Source organism: Aeromonas sp. 5HA1 (assembly GCF_029237245.1).
Classification (GTDB): Bacteria; Pseudomonadota; Gammaproteobacteria; order Enterobacterales; family Aeromonadaceae; genus Aeromonas; species Aeromonas salmonicida.
On sequence record NZ_JAACFW010000003.1, the window covers coordinates 231,909 to 245,994 of the forward strand.

The following is a 14,086-nucleotide window of genomic DNA, read 5'->3' on the forward strand; positions in this document are numbered from 1 at the left end:
TGTTAGATATGTCTCAACGTTATTCAGAAAACTGGATGCTCCTAAAATCAATTCTCTCAGGGTATGAAAATACCCGACGATTCGATTTTCAGTCATACGAAGAACACACGCGAGCACAGGCATTATCAATTTTTCTCGTTCATGCAGAACTGGCTACACCGAAATTAGACAGAGAAACAATAGAGGATATTCTCACCGGGCGAAAAATTTGGCCGAACACGGTGGGGGATTCTATTTTTGCAAGGGGTGAGATAACTTTATCCTGGCTTGAAGAGAATGGGATTATTTCATTTTACGCGAACTGGTGCTCGCTTCACTGTTGGCCGGTTGTCGACTCTGAAAAAATCGATCCCAGTATGAAACAATTAACTCAGGCCATTGAACATATAAATGACATCATATGTGGTAAAAATGGGTATATAAGACCACATTATGCCATCGCTGAAGAAAAACTTGTAAAACTACTAACCCCCATCTTTGGCAATAAGCCAATAATTGAGTTACTCCCCGCGCTTATTCTTGAAGGTGGGTATTTTAAACTGATTTCAGGGCATAATTATGTCAATTCTCTAGTCAGTACATACCTATGGTTTTCTTTGCTCCAAGAGTTAGAACCAAAAGAGGCATTTGAACGTTGGATGTTATGCAACCGAATTTACGCTAACTGGCCTTGTCCAGTGAACTTCGGTCACCAACAACACTCCGAGCTAACAGCATTTACCAATGAATTAATATCGTATATTTGTGCAGATAAAACGCTTGGTGTCGGCATGAGTGTTTATTGGAAGCAACTTATCAATGAAAGAGACTTTATTAGTGTGATTTCACCAACACGTATACATGTGAACACAACCATAGACTCTCTAGAAGATATAAAGTCAACTTGTGAAAGTGCTCCAGCAGAGTATATGCCAACAATTCACACACTTCATAATTATTACAATGTATATGAAGTTGACTGTGTTAATGACATACGCTTTATGCATGAATTAAGACACTTAAAGCATTATGAGTTTTATAGAAATCCTATTTCATTCTACAAGATACTATTGTCCGACGTTATAGGTAGATGCATAAGAATTGAAGGCAGAGTATTGGAGCCATATCATAACGAACAGTTGGAAAAGTTAATCGAGCTAAGTAAATCACGCCCATTACTAAGATATATTCTGTTCGTAATATTACCGATGGATGATAACTCATCCTATTTGTTATGGCTATTATCGCGTTCAATAACTTGCGATATCGCACTGTTTCACTTGTCAGAACATTCGCCAACAAGACACCAACACAATCGTGAAAAAACCATTCTACTTCTGGATAAAGCATATCAACAGGTGGTCTGTCATGAATACCTGGAGTCAATACAAGGTATAGCCGATGTTGGTGAAAGACTATTTCAAGTAGTGAATTTTATGGGCATAAGATGCTACTTGGATAAAGATGATTTTCAAAGTGGTTTTCACTATGAATTCCTTATGCAGTTCATAAACTGTCTAAATGACAACCAAATTTTCATTCTGGGACAAAAGTTTGTTACGTCAGCAAACTCACCTGATAATCTATCAAATAACCTCCACCAAAGAAATCATATGTATTTAATTGGTTTTAAATTAATTGAGCGCATTGAGAGTGAGGGGGTTGATTTATTGGGTGAGTTAAAGCGCGCTATGGGTGAAACAATAATCAATTACTATTCCAGTGATCTCTATGATAATCTGGAAGGACAGCAGAGCAATCTGGAACCGACTCTCTTTTTTGCTTCTCTACCATGGTATAAAATAGTATCGAGTTCGGGCGTGAACCCAATAATAGCATTATCCATAAATATCGATGAGTGGCAAAAAAAACTTCTTTATACAAACGAAAACAGTCATAAGGTGGCTAGTGCACTTCGCCATTATCTTCTAGTGTTAATGTGTATAGGCAAGCATATCGGTGTAGAAAAAGATAAAAATGCCATCTCAGACTTGATAGAGGAAATATCAAGGCGTTATGGTTTTAATGATCGTGAAACCGCAATATCTCTATTCGATGCGGCATTTTATTACAATGACTTCGATCTTTGGCTTTCTTTTTGCTATTACTGCAATAATTTTACAGACAGTCTATATGATAAGTTTATTTATCGTTGTGGTAGTAAGATTCCACTAGACAGGGTTTTTGTGATGCTTGAGCAGTCTACTATAGTAGATAGAAATACTAAATTAGAAGATTTGATCGCGTCTAGAATATCTCCTGATGACGAATATATGGGGCTGTCTGGAATAGAGCAAGCATTCATATCTGCTTGTGGAGTAGGATATTTGGAGTTAGCTGCAAAACTTGTCACATCAGCCAAAGATATTTTATCCCAAGAACACATAGTTAATTCACAGAACCACCATTGGGTAAAAGTGCGCAAAGCATGGCTGAGCTATGAATATAAGCAGCAGCTGCTTGAGCTACTGCAAAGCAACACACTATCTCCCGAAAAGTTTGTTATAGAAATCAGCAAAAAAAACATTCCACATGAATTAACAGACTCGACATACCAATATATAAACGAATCCAATTGGAAAGAATGTGATTTTTTCAGACAATATATTTCCGCTGCAGCTTATTGTGATAAGGAGCCTGAGAAATGTGTTCGTATTATGGAACATCTCTGCTCAGAAACGAATCACAATGACCATGCTTTCATGTTGTTCAAAGGATACATAGCACTTCATAAAAAAAATGGGGGACAAACAGACCTACAGTCAGCTTTGTCAAAATTCCTTTGCTCGATAAAAAACGTAACCCCAGAGAATATGCGCAATGTTTGGATTGCTTCAATACTTGACGTGTATAGACAACTAAATGACTCTATTAATATTGATAAATTTTGGATGAAGCTCAGCGTTAATCAACAGAATCGACGTGATATCTTACATCCATACTGTCGATCTTTAATTTCTAGAGGTGAGCCTCTGCGTGCACAATCTATTATTGATAGATACTTAGCATTTAATAATCAGACATTAGAAGGATTGGGGTTAAATGAGCTGATTGACGAACTTGGTAGAGCGTTGAAATTTGAACACCCAATGACAAAGTTAGTGAATATAGTGAATGAGGGATCGCAGAGGACATCAATTCAACTAGCAAAGCACTATCACCAGATAGTGTCAAAAGATTTTCCCGACTATGTGGAAATTGTTAGCCCGGGAAAGCAACCACACGAATATCTGAAGGATATTATCCATGAAATAGCTAGTGAGTTACTTTTACGTAAGGGCAATTTACAACAGCATAAAAAATCGAAAAGCATAAAACGGAAAGAAAGCATACGTATTACAAAAGAAGATCTTATCAATGATTGGTTTACATCATTATTTGATAAGCGTATGGCTGAGGCTAGAGTAGGTCTTAGAGACCAAAAACGTGGGGGTATATCTTCATCAGGCAATGGCCCTGGAGAAATAGATGGGTATATAATCGATTCAAGAAATAGAAGAATTGCCATTTTTGAGGCATTTCGTCTTTTTTCAGTTGATACAACAGTTATTTCAGAGCACTTAAATAAAATAGCTGGATATGACAACGAATGTCTCGACGCTATATTTATATTAGCATACTGTGATGTGAGTGACTTTTCAGGGCTAACAAGAGGTTATGAAAGTTTTATTGCTACTGAAAATTATACTGGATTCACCTGTGTTCATGGGTTAGAAAATAAATTAGCTACGCTAAACTCTCAAGATAATTTATGGTTTGGGATGGAGTCTCGTCAACGAGGTGACAAAAAAGTCAATATTTACCATTTATTGTTAGACATGAAGTTGTAATAATCTTTCCCCCAAGAGATGGGCGTTGTTGTACCGATGATATTAGGGGGAGCATCGAGAACAACTAGTTTACCGGATAGGGGGACTGAGCTTTGATGTAGTAAATTTGATAAAGTAACTAGGCCCCCTACACTAGGGGCCTTGGCGCAAGATCGATTACATCAGATAGAAAAACGCCAGCCCCGAAGGACTGGCGTTGATATTTTACTCATTTTATCCCAATAGAGATTCTGCTACGCCATCGTTTTCCTCACAAGATTGATCTTCTCGCGACGGTTGTGTCGGGGTGACGGAAGGATCCGCCACGTCGTCGCATTCGCCACGACTTTGGTTAGCTTTTGGCTCGAACCAGACGTCGTAGTACCGAACGGAGGCTTTGCCTCTGTAAACATACACGCCATTGCTGGCCAATGCGTCTTGGAGCATTGGTAGCCGCCGAGACATAGCTGCCGCATTCTTTGGCATGTCGGACCCCAGACTGACAGCCGTTTGGGCTTCCAGGGCACTCAGCAACTCGTGGGGGGTACCATGCCACGAGCTAGTTTTGGGGTACCGCGTTGCAAAATTACACAGCGCTACAAACAAGCTATCATCAACCACACCTGCCACCTTGGCCTGTTCAACGTTTTTACGGTAGGCATCCTGCAGTTGGCCCTGAGGTAGTTTCAGCACAGTCTCCAACCCCGCGACCCATACAGAAAAGTCTGCCATCCTGCTTTTGAAGGTGATCTCAACCGAATCCTTGGCAGCCAGTACCTTGGCTGCTAAGACGTGAAGGGTATAGATCAGCGACGGCAACTGTTCATCGAACTTGGCTGACAATTCAGCTTCAGATAGCCGCTGTTCGCTCCCAATGGGGGCAAGGTTGATGTTTACACACCTGCTGACGAGATCGCTTTCTGTTAGGAAGGTGTGAATCCCGTTGAGCACGAGGGCACACCGCAGATCCATGCTGAACTCTTGCCCGTCAGTGTATAGCTTCCGGCCCACGGTCGAACCGCCAGTGGCAACCTGGCACAACCCATCGCTCAATTCGTGCCGGATGAAGCGCAGGTTGTCATAGATCAGGGCATGGCTGTTCTGAGCTGAGATAGCCACATCTTTAATTGCCCTCGGCATCGTTTGGCTGGCCACTCGGCAGGGATCGACCAGTTGACGGATCACTTTGCTGCACATGAATGTCTTACCAGAACCAGCTGGTGCTCTGACCACCAGTATCGGATATGGCAGTTGGACCGCCTTTGGGGTTGCCACGGTGTAGGTCAGCCATGCCAGCAGTAGGAGCTTTTGATCCGCCGTGCAGTTAAACCAGCCCAGAAGTGCCTTGAGATCAGTCTGCTGAGCGAGCTCAGGGGCTGCAAGCATGGTGCTGGTCTCGGTAAAATAGACCCCTGCAGGTAAAGTCTTGATGCGTTCTAATTCCCCCCTCGTAACCTGAAGAAACCGGCCACCCCCGAGGTTGTAAATGTAGCCAGCTAGATAAGGGGCTACACGATAGTGGGCTACAACAGGTAGCCCATCCTCGAATGCAAAAGCATCCAGCTCGTCGAGTACATCCTTGATCCTGTTCTCGTTGAGCCGTTCACCTCTCCCCCTGGCGAATGAGCGGAGGGATAGATGGAGTCGTTCTGATCGCAGTTGGTGGCAGATTCCAGGTTGGTCCGGAAACACCACGAATGGCCCTTGATAGAGTTGAACTGTGGCCTTGAACGCCTCACTAAACACTACGGCATCAAATTTCTGCTTGCTCATCACTTCACCCCCGCCTGACCATCAAACACACCATCAACCTTTACGTTCAGCTCAAAGCCGTCCAGTACTAGGGCGCTAGCTTGCTTGAGCACGACTATCGCATTCGCCACCTGATGTTCCTGCTCGGCAATGGGTACCCGAATGAGGAAGGCATCATGAATTGTCAGGCGAAGGTCTATACCGGCTTCATGTAGGCCTATCACGGCTCGGCGCATGACATCGGCCCCGCAAGCCTGTACTGGCCAATTCCTTACTGCGAGAGGATTGCTTAGAGGAGTGACACGGGCAACCCAGTCCAGACAGCGGACGAAACCATGCTGGAATGCCACCTGGCTGCGACTATTCAATGCGGCATCGACGCGGTTAAATACCTCCCGCAGTGCTTGCCAGTAGTGCTGGGCCGTTTCAAGAGGAATGCCATGGAGCTTGGCATAGGCTGCTGCTTGCTGGCCGTAGGAATAGGGCAGGACCAGCTTTTTCAGGGTGTCTCGGTCTAAACCTGTTAGCCAAGGATGCCTACCTATATGCAAATACAAGTCGCCTTGGTGGTACGCCGACAGCAACTCTCTGTCATTGGCAAACCAGGCCGCAATACATGGCTCTTGCTGGCTGTAGTCCACTAACACGTACCGAAATTCCGGCTCAGGATCCAAAATGAAGGGCCAGAATTTCTTCTTAAGGCTGGTGAGACTCGGCCCATATATAACGCTCCGCCCCGTGCTGGTTGCGAATGCCTTGGACACATGCCTTAAGCTAGTTGAATTTTTTGTCATGCTGTGAAATTCCATGATGCGCCCAAGGGCATCAAGTTCAGCAAGACCCCCCTGAGCGTTGCTTATAAGAGAGGGGGAAATATGAGGGCGTATCTCTACGCCCTTGTGATGGCAGTGGTAATTTAGTTTGGCGTAAATAAATGGGGTTTTATGACTAATAGATGGAATTTGAAGCTCACCGGGTGGTGAATATTGAGGTATTATTGCGGAGGTAATATTGCGGCTGAGAATAATATTCTCAGATAGTTTCTTTATAAATTTTATACTGAACTCTTCTTCAGAGAAGATCATTGACATTTTCAAAATCAATGTCGATGGATAAAACATCACTTACCGGAGGCAAACTCACGGTATTACTACCTTTTTTACTCTTGTCTTCATTTTCCTCATTCTCGTCATGGTTTGGGAGAGCAGGCGTAGCTAGTTTCCTAAAAATCGGATGTTCTCGGCAGTCAATGATTGACTGTGAAAATATAAGCTCCAAGATAGAGTTATATTCTCGGTCGGCAATCGGTGCTATACCAAGGTTATCTTCGCTTTCGGAAAAAGCATAACTATCAGCAAGTCGCGTCACAGAATAGGTACTGGTAGCAGCCTCAAGAATTTGTCTTTTGGCTGTACTATAACCATCCTTTGACTGTAGATTCACCTGCATCATACCGACAGCTCCAATTTCTGAGCGGAACGGTATAAACGCGTACAACTTGACCACATCGCCCAACTCTTGAGCAAGACGTTGATCTATTGCATATAAGCGGCGGCTGAATGCTGATTTGTCACTTACCACAAGCACATTTAGTGAACGATCCATATCGAGCATAAATTTCACGCCATCGGGCGGGAGCTTTATAGCTTGGCTTTGGATCAGAGCGACAGAGTCGACCAAACAGGGCTTGAGCAGTTCCAACATAAGAGACATAAAAATCACCTCGCAAATGATCTGATTTAGATGCTCTCTAACGCGTAGAGACCTAGCACAATGTCAAGTTGTTAAAGAGCATCGCTAAGATTTGTCACCTAATTAGCCGAAGCAAGCCGTTCGATGTACTGAACAGCAACCGTCAGCAATGTGAACTACTGACATTACTTCAAGTTGGTAGGTGGCTTTATCCGCTTGTTGCTGGCAACACTGTCAGCAACTCTCGGTTATTACTTACCGATCCACCGGGCCAGCAGTGCTGACCAAGTGCGATGAATAATAGCAGGCGAATCTTGTAGGTCAATAGGTGCCAAGGCGCATATAAATGGACTATTATGCTTAAAATGATGATTCTATTCATATGTTAAGAATATAAAATCATGCGTATATTGCTCAATGATTGTTGTTGACATTTGCGTGTTTTTCTGAAATATCATTTAAACTGGTTTATAGCCGTTTAACGAAGCGATAGGTTTTTTGGGCTTATGATGACAAGCCTTGGCTGCGGGCATTTTTAAATAGATTTATGCACTGAAATATTTTTGAAAAAAAGATGAAATCTTGGATTTTTTGGCGTTTTTTTAGTCACCCATGCATGAAAGCGACCTGCTCTACAGGGCTGAAATGGCAAAGTGCTTGAGTGGACTGTTTTTTTATACAGTGGTGTGAAAATGTCGTCGATGCCGACGACGCGACCGTCGAGATTTTTTATCGTTTGGTAAAAGCGTTTGGTGAAAAAAGCGGGATTGCTCCCGCTTTCATGCCACCGACCTTGCTCTACTTGTACAGACTGACGCTGCAATCCTCTCTGGATGCCATACAGTCTCGGGCTGGGCTGCCATCTGGTTCAATCTGATAAATCCTCTCCTTCTCTACTCGATATATAGCTGATTTGGTCTTGAGCGGGATGGCGAAGGGGCCTTGCCAATCCACAGAACAACTTGGCTCTTGGAAGTTGCCATTGTCATCCATCAGCGATGCACCACAGCTTTCGATAACTGTCAGACCATTCTTCTGGATCGTGATGAACTCCTCAGTACCGTTACCACCAGCAAAGTTGAAGCTACGCTTGCCAATGAAGGGGAGAGGCTGTGCGCCTTGTTGAGCTGTTTGGGGAGCGGCTTCTTCTTTTGCTGCCTCGCACATCTTGCTCAGCAGTGCGTCGATCATGATCTCAGGCTGTGGCTGACCGTTTATCTCCAACGCTTCCACGCTGAATTCCTCGCCTTGAACCCACATCTGAAGCATGCCCCGTACAGGTCTATCCCCATATGTGAATGTGCCACTCACATTGACCAACTTGCGCCCATCAGCGGCTGTGCCTGCCGACCAATCGGGATCTTTGAAGAAGCTATCGGCCTGCTGATCCAAGGTCACGCCTGGGCAACTATCCAGTTCGCCCTCTTTCACGGTCAGCTCGTCCCATTTGCTGAGCAGTCCAGCTTGAGCAGCAGGGACCATCAGCAGTGACACGCTGGCCGCCAGAGCGAGCCTCTTTACCCTTACCATACCCATTGGAATGCCCTCACAGCCTGATAGTTGTAGCGTTTATCGAACTCTTCTTGGGTCAGACACAGCACACGGATGAACTCAATGACCGACAGTAAAACGGGGATCCCAGTTGTGCAGGCAGCCAAATAGATCAGACCCCAGCCCCAGTTTCCGGTGTAGAACTTATGTAGGCCCAGACCGCCGCCAAAGAACATCAAGATGGCCATCAAGACCTTCCGCTTGCCCCGATGGTGAACTGTGCTTCCCACTGGTGCTGATTGGACTGGTGCTTGTGTCGGTGAAGGTTCACGAATAGGCCATGCCGTCACATCAATTGGATTGGGTATCACCGCTGCTATCGCTTTGGCTTTCTTCTTGGCCGTACCGAAGGTATCGATGGCATCAACGAAAGAGCCTGTCAGCGATAGCTCAACAATTCCTTCTTCCGGCGAGCTGAAATGCACCGTGACCCGTTGACCAAACGGGTTAACCCCGTACTTCCAGGATGCTTCCAGTGTTCCCTTAGCCCGGTCAGCTTTCTTGATGGTGCCACCCTCTGCTTGCAGGTGAGCGGCTACATGCTCGAAGACTGTCTCATAATCGTCATGACTGCGTAGAACGAGGTCAGATAGCGTAGTTATCGTGGGAGATCCCATGGTTTTGCTCCTTGTTGGTTGAACTACAGATAGTGGTGATTGGCCCCGACAGGTGGTGTCGGGGATTGAAATAAGTGGCGTGAAATTTGGGTTACATCCGGCTGAGCAGGGTCTTGAGGTCACGCTTGACCAATTGCTGTATACCTTTTGGGGAAACTACCTCTAAATAGGGAAGATAGGTTTTTATCACAGGTAACAATTGAGAACCACTGAAAACGCGGCTTGCCAGCAAGATGCTGCCGTCCTCCAGCTCTCTGATAAAAGCCTGCTCGGGAAGGATGTTCCTGAGCTTGAACTCGTGGGCGATAGGCGAAGCTGCCTTGATCACGACTTCATGAGTGGGGATGGCCTCTTGCTCGATGAGTCTTTGAAGAAGTTGCTGCTGTGACCCGCTGATCGTCAATGGCGTATCTATCTGTTGGAGGCTGGCGATACTCGACAAGGGCTCGATAAATGGCGCATCAGCCATCACCCCAGCCAAGTACCAGCGGCCCCGCTTATTGACCAAGCGGTATGGCCCAATCTCTTGCTCAACTTGTTCACCGACCCATGTCAGCCTGACTCTGAGCTGTTGGCTGATTGCCTTGGCAAGTGGCTTTAGCCATTGATGGTGGCTGTCGTCTTCATCGAGTTGAAAGCCAGCAAGGACGAATACAGGTGTTGATGCTGGGTTGAGCCAGTGCTTGATCAGGGTGTCGTGATCATCCGGGAACAGTGCTTTGGCCCCGAGTTGCTCGCACAATCTCAAAATGGCGGGAGTGGTGGCTCTCCCCAGATAGCTGGGGTCGAGCCAATAGGTTTGTCCCTCACGTTCCAGTGGCAGATAAGCCAGTCTGACGTTCAGGTCTCGCTGGATCGTGCGAGCCGAGACATTGAACTCGTGAGCCAACTCGGAGATCACCAACCGCTGCCCGTTGTTGAACTTGGTCAGGATCACGCCGAGGCGTTGGGCTAGGGTGTCGTGTTCTGCCATCCAGGGGAGCATCGTAGTCAAAGGTATCCAAGTGTCACGGAGGTGCCCGACAGGGCGTGTCGACTTGGATTTTCACGACAGGTTAGTGTTTGGGTAAGCAGAGTTGGTATAGCTGCAGGGACTTTGGTATCTGAAAATGCGGAAAAGTTGATGGAATGCCGACGATCGCGTCGAGTTTGGCCCGCCAGCACGTCACGACCGTCGGCATTTTTCCCTAAATTCCTCCGTTTTGGCCGAGTTTGGGTAGGGCCGAGTGGGCCACTTTGTTGGATATCAACGCCTGTTCCACACAGTTGGCCACTTGGGTACTGGTGTGCCGCAGTCTGCTGGCGTGCAGGTGGGCATATCGTTGGCTGGTCTGGCTGCTGGCATGACCTAACTGGGCTTGCACGTCATACAAGGTTCCGCCACTGGAGACTATCAAGGCTGCGACTGAGTGGCGGCAGGTATGGATACAGACTGGCCCCTCAATCCGTGCCCGCTTGAGCATCCGGTTAAATGGTCTGGTGACGTTGTTGAGCGGCTGGCCCTGTTTCTGTCCGGGAAACAGATAGGGGTTCCCTTCTATAAGGTGGGTCTCCTTGAGGATCTGCATGGCCATATGGTTGAGGTGGAGGATCCGGCTTTTCCCATTCTTGGTGTGGGGGATGAACAAGGTCAGCTGGGATTGATCAAGGTGTTCCCACTTGGCCAGTCTCAGCTCGTCCTTACGCAACCCTGTCAGCAACAGCAGTTTGACGTACTGACCGGCATAACGGTTTTCATCGATATCCGCAGCCATAAACAGCCGTCTGATCTCCCCTTTGTCCAGATAGCGGGTGCGTTGGTTGTTCTCAGTCAGGCTCTTGAGATGTCTCATTGGGTGTTGTTCCAGATAACCCATCCGAACGCTCCAAGTCAGGATCGCTTTGAGCAAGGTGGTGATCCGGTTGTTGGTGGCTGGCTTTACCTTGCTCAGCAAGTTGGTTTGCAGGGCCTGGCCTTGCTCAAGCTTTATCTCAGACAGTAACCGTGATCCCAATGCTGGTTTTAAGTGGTCACGAAAGCGTTGTGCATCATCCCGCCATGATCGTTTGTGGTGCATGGCATAGGGGAAGTAATGCTGTTCAAACAACTCGGTCAGGGTGAGTTCCTGCCGCTTATCTTCCTTCTGTTGCTTGGGGTCGATGCCTTGCGAAAGCAGCCGTTTATAGTCTGTAGCGATCTCTCTGGCCGTGTTCAGGTCAACATCGGGGAAGCGGCCTATGGATATGGCCCGTTTACGTCCTTGCCAGAGATAACGAAGCAGGAATTTCTTGGAACCTTCCCCTTTGCCTACCAGACATTTAAAGCCTGGGATCTGGGTGTCGCTGTATTCGGCTTCAGTTGACCTGGCATGGGGTGGGTTCGGTGGTAGCGCTTCAATGGATTTTTGCGTGAAGCGAAATCGGGAGGGAGCATTTGCCATCGTCTGTCTCCTGTCATTTGATAAGTGGGGTAGGGTTGGTCTGCCCAAGAAAAAACAGCACAGGGATGTCAATTCCTTGTGCTGCTGGGATGAGATTGGGGATTGGGCTGAGCCTAATGCTGGTCTTAGGCCAGAGGTGGAACTGGGCTTGGCCTACTTCCGGTCGATATCCGGTCTTCTGGGCGGGAAAATTCGCCAAACGTAGAAATTTGCCGTCGGTGGCGACGAGCTGACGAATTGACCTAAACGGTTCCCACCGCTTCGTCGCCACCGACGCGACTTTTTCAGCTCTTTGCCTGAACTGGATCAGTCTGGCGTCACCGTCAGGGTGAATACATCCATCTGCGCGTAGCAGCAAAAGCTCTGCTGCCAGACATCAAACCATTCATGCACCTCTGTCAGTGACATCTGCCCCATCAACGAATGGGTGTACTCACCCATGCTGAAATCGAAATCCAACTCCTTGGCGAGCTCGACACACCAGCCTTGGCCCACATAGGCAAAGTCGGTGACATAGCGCAGGTGCCAGCCGTCATCCCAGCGTTCAAGACGGATCTCGACAGGGTGATAGCCTCCAGTTGTTGCGCTGTAGTCTGGATCTCGATAGTTGAGGGTCAGGGTTGCGGGTGTTGTGCCATCCGGGATCTCGTCTGGGAAATCCTCCAGCGCCGAGCTGATGGCTTGCTCCAGTAGCGTTTGCAGGTCGTGACTTATCCTCACAGGCAAGCCCGTGATAACGAGGGTAGGTTTCATGTTTGGTTCTCTTGAAGTGAAAGGTGGGGATTCGCGTGATGGAATAGAGCGGGCTGTCGACGTGGGTTAGTTGGTGGTGCTGACCTTTGGCAGCTTGGCCTTGAGACTCTCAAACCACTCGGTATGCTTGCCCGTGATCAGATGACCGAACCGCACTTCCGGCGCTGCCTTGGTCAATTCCAGATGGCGCAGTACGGCAGCCAGGAACCCCGCATTATTGCTGCTGCCTTTGAAGTGCCAGATAACCTTGAACAGGCCGGAAGTAAATGCCTTGTCCGACTGTTGCTCATTCAGCAGATCGACGACTTGCGCCAAGCCGAACCACTCCTTGGAACAAAGGCCACCGCCACTACTGCCGGTCAGACGGATCAACAGCTCAGTTTGCTCAGGCTCATGACCGATCTCATAGCCCACAGTGGTAGTTGAGCCTGGCGAGAGCAACATGGCGACACCACTGGTCAAGATAACCTTGGCAGATAGAATGGGTTTATCGCTGGCCTTGTTCTCGGGCTGAGTATTGGTCTGCTGGCTGGCGGCTTGTTTGTTGGTCTTGCTATTCATATTGGGATCCTCAGGTAACTCAGATAGTGGATTTCAGGTAGATGGTGGTGCCCAAGTCGGGCTGTGCCTGTTCAGGTTTTAGAACGAAGGCCAGATGCTGGAATACAGGGAGTGGAGCTGACAGGGCATCGAACGGAGTGCCGTAACCGGAGAAGTGATATGGCTCCCATGTTTCCACTGCTGGGAGTGGCAGCCAGAACACGGCATCTTCTGCGCAGTCGATCAGCTGGATGGTTCCCGCAGCTAACCGCCAGTAGTCGGCGTAGTAACCGTTGTCGTCATCCCGGACTGACTCTCTCGTATGGGATGCTATCGAGATCAATACTTCAGGTGCTTCACTGTGCAGGGACTTGGCCTTAAGCACGGTTGCCTCTTTGACCACGACCAGCAGCACAGGCTGGTTTTCATCTGGCAGGAACTCAGGGACATACATACCGTTTGTGATGACCTCCTGCATCAGCAAGCTCAGCGTTTGCCAACTGTAGGCATACCCCTTGAGCGTTTCGTGGGAAGCGTATTTCCCTTCTTGGATGAACTCGTCCATGGCTAATCCCCCTCAGTCCGCTGGCCCAGTGATATAGCCGATAGTACCGCCGATGATGGTGCCAGCGACGGCACCAGGGATACCACCTCTGGCACCGATACCTGCCCCAGTGATAGCTCCCTTTACAGCCCCTTTGGTGCTGCCCTTGACCGTGAAATCGACACTGCCGTCTCTCATTGGCTTGATGCTGATCGCGGCGACTTGCTTACGTAAAATTTGGTGGATAAACATGTTCTGTCCTTTGGATCATTGATATGAAAAAGGCCCTGAGCGGTTAGCTCAGGGCCTGATGTTCTGGATGAACATGGTTTTAATATGCATTTAAAATACAGTTCTTTACGGCATCATGGTTTCCAATAAAGACATATAGTATGCTGTCGATAAAAATCGGCTATAGAGACTGCATAT

12 protein-coding genes are annotated in these 14,086 nt (G+C 47.5%); 1 reads left to right on the forward strand and 11 read right to left on the reverse strand.

Features of this window, described 5'->3' with window-relative positions:
• Positions 1–8: 8 nt before the first annotated feature.
• Positions 9–3,809: a hypothetical protein gene (locus GWQ27_RS04695; RefSeq protein ID WP_275906789.1), complete on the forward strand. Its 3,801-nt coding sequence runs from the start codon at positions 9–11 to the stop codon at positions 3,807–3,809.
• 213 nt (positions 3,810–4,022) lie between these two features.
• Here the strand turns inward: GWQ27_RS04695 and GWQ27_RS04700 are convergent, their stop codons facing one another.
• The 11 genes from GWQ27_RS04700 to GWQ27_RS04750 form a co-directional block, all read right to left on the reverse strand.
• Positions 4,023–5,561: a hypothetical protein gene (locus GWQ27_RS04700; RefSeq protein WP_275906790.1), complete on the reverse strand. Its 1,539-nt coding sequence runs from the start codon at positions 5,559–5,561 to the stop codon at positions 4,023–4,025.
• The gene (locus GWQ27_RS04705) at positions 5,561–6,631 is read right to left on the reverse strand and encodes a DNA polymerase (RefSeq protein ID WP_275906791.1); all 1,071 of its coding nucleotides are present in this window, start codon (positions 6,629–6,631) and stop codon (positions 5,561–5,563) included. The genes GWQ27_RS04700 and GWQ27_RS04705 overlap by 1 nt, the downstream gene beginning before the upstream one ends.
• Complete coding sequence (locus GWQ27_RS04710) at positions 6,612–7,253, reverse strand: hypothetical protein (RefSeq protein ID WP_275906792.1); 642 nt, start codon at positions 7,251–7,253, stop codon at positions 6,612–6,614. Before GWQ27_RS04710 ends, GWQ27_RS04705 begins: the two co-directional genes overlap by 20 nt.
• 777 nt (positions 7,254–8,030) lie before the next feature.
• The gene (locus tag GWQ27_RS04715) at positions 8,031–8,726 is read right to left on the reverse strand and encodes a hypothetical protein (protein ID WP_270691104.1); all 696 of its coding nucleotides are present in this window, start codon (positions 8,724–8,726) and stop codon (positions 8,031–8,033) included.
• Between the two features lie 29 nt (positions 8,727–8,755).
• Positions 8,756–9,400 carry a TM2 domain-containing protein gene (locus tag GWQ27_RS04720; RefSeq protein WP_265453333.1) on the reverse strand — a complete coding sequence of 215 codons (645 nt, stop codon included), beginning with the start codon at positions 9,398–9,400 and terminating at the stop codon, positions 8,756–8,758.
• Positions 9,401–9,491: 91 nt separating this feature from the next.
• The gene (locus GWQ27_RS04725) at positions 9,492–10,373 is read right to left on the reverse strand and encodes a WYL domain-containing protein (protein WP_265453332.1); all 882 of its coding nucleotides are present in this window, start codon (positions 10,371–10,373) and stop codon (positions 9,492–9,494) included.
• A gap of 214 nt (positions 10,374–10,587) precedes the next feature.
• Positions 10,588–11,820, reverse strand: coding sequence for a site-specific integrase (locus GWQ27_RS04730; RefSeq protein ID WP_265453331.1), 1,233 nt, complete (start codon positions 11,818–11,820; stop codon positions 10,588–10,590).
• A gap of 306 nt (positions 11,821–12,126) precedes the next feature.
• Positions 12,127–12,573 (reverse strand): DUF2787 family protein, encoded by a 447-nt coding sequence (locus tag GWQ27_RS04735; protein ID WP_265453330.1) that lies wholly within the window; start codon positions 12,571–12,573, stop codon positions 12,127–12,129.
• A 66-nt stretch (positions 12,574–12,639) separates the two neighbouring features.
• On the reverse strand, positions 12,640–13,134 hold the full coding sequence (locus tag GWQ27_RS04740; protein WP_005314108.1) for a hypothetical protein: 495 nt from the start codon (positions 13,132–13,134) through the stop codon (positions 12,640–12,642).
• Between the two features lie 19 nt (positions 13,135–13,153).
• On the reverse strand, positions 13,154–13,678 hold the full coding sequence (locus GWQ27_RS04745) for a hypothetical protein (RefSeq protein ID WP_005314110.1): 525 nt from the start codon (positions 13,676–13,678) through the stop codon (positions 13,154–13,156).
• Positions 13,679–13,690: 12 nt separating this feature from the next.
• On the reverse strand, positions 13,691–13,909 hold the full coding sequence (locus GWQ27_RS04750) for a hypothetical protein (protein ID WP_231721509.1): 219 nt from the start codon (positions 13,907–13,909) through the stop codon (positions 13,691–13,693).
• Between the last annotated feature and the right edge of the window lie 177 nt (positions 13,910–14,086).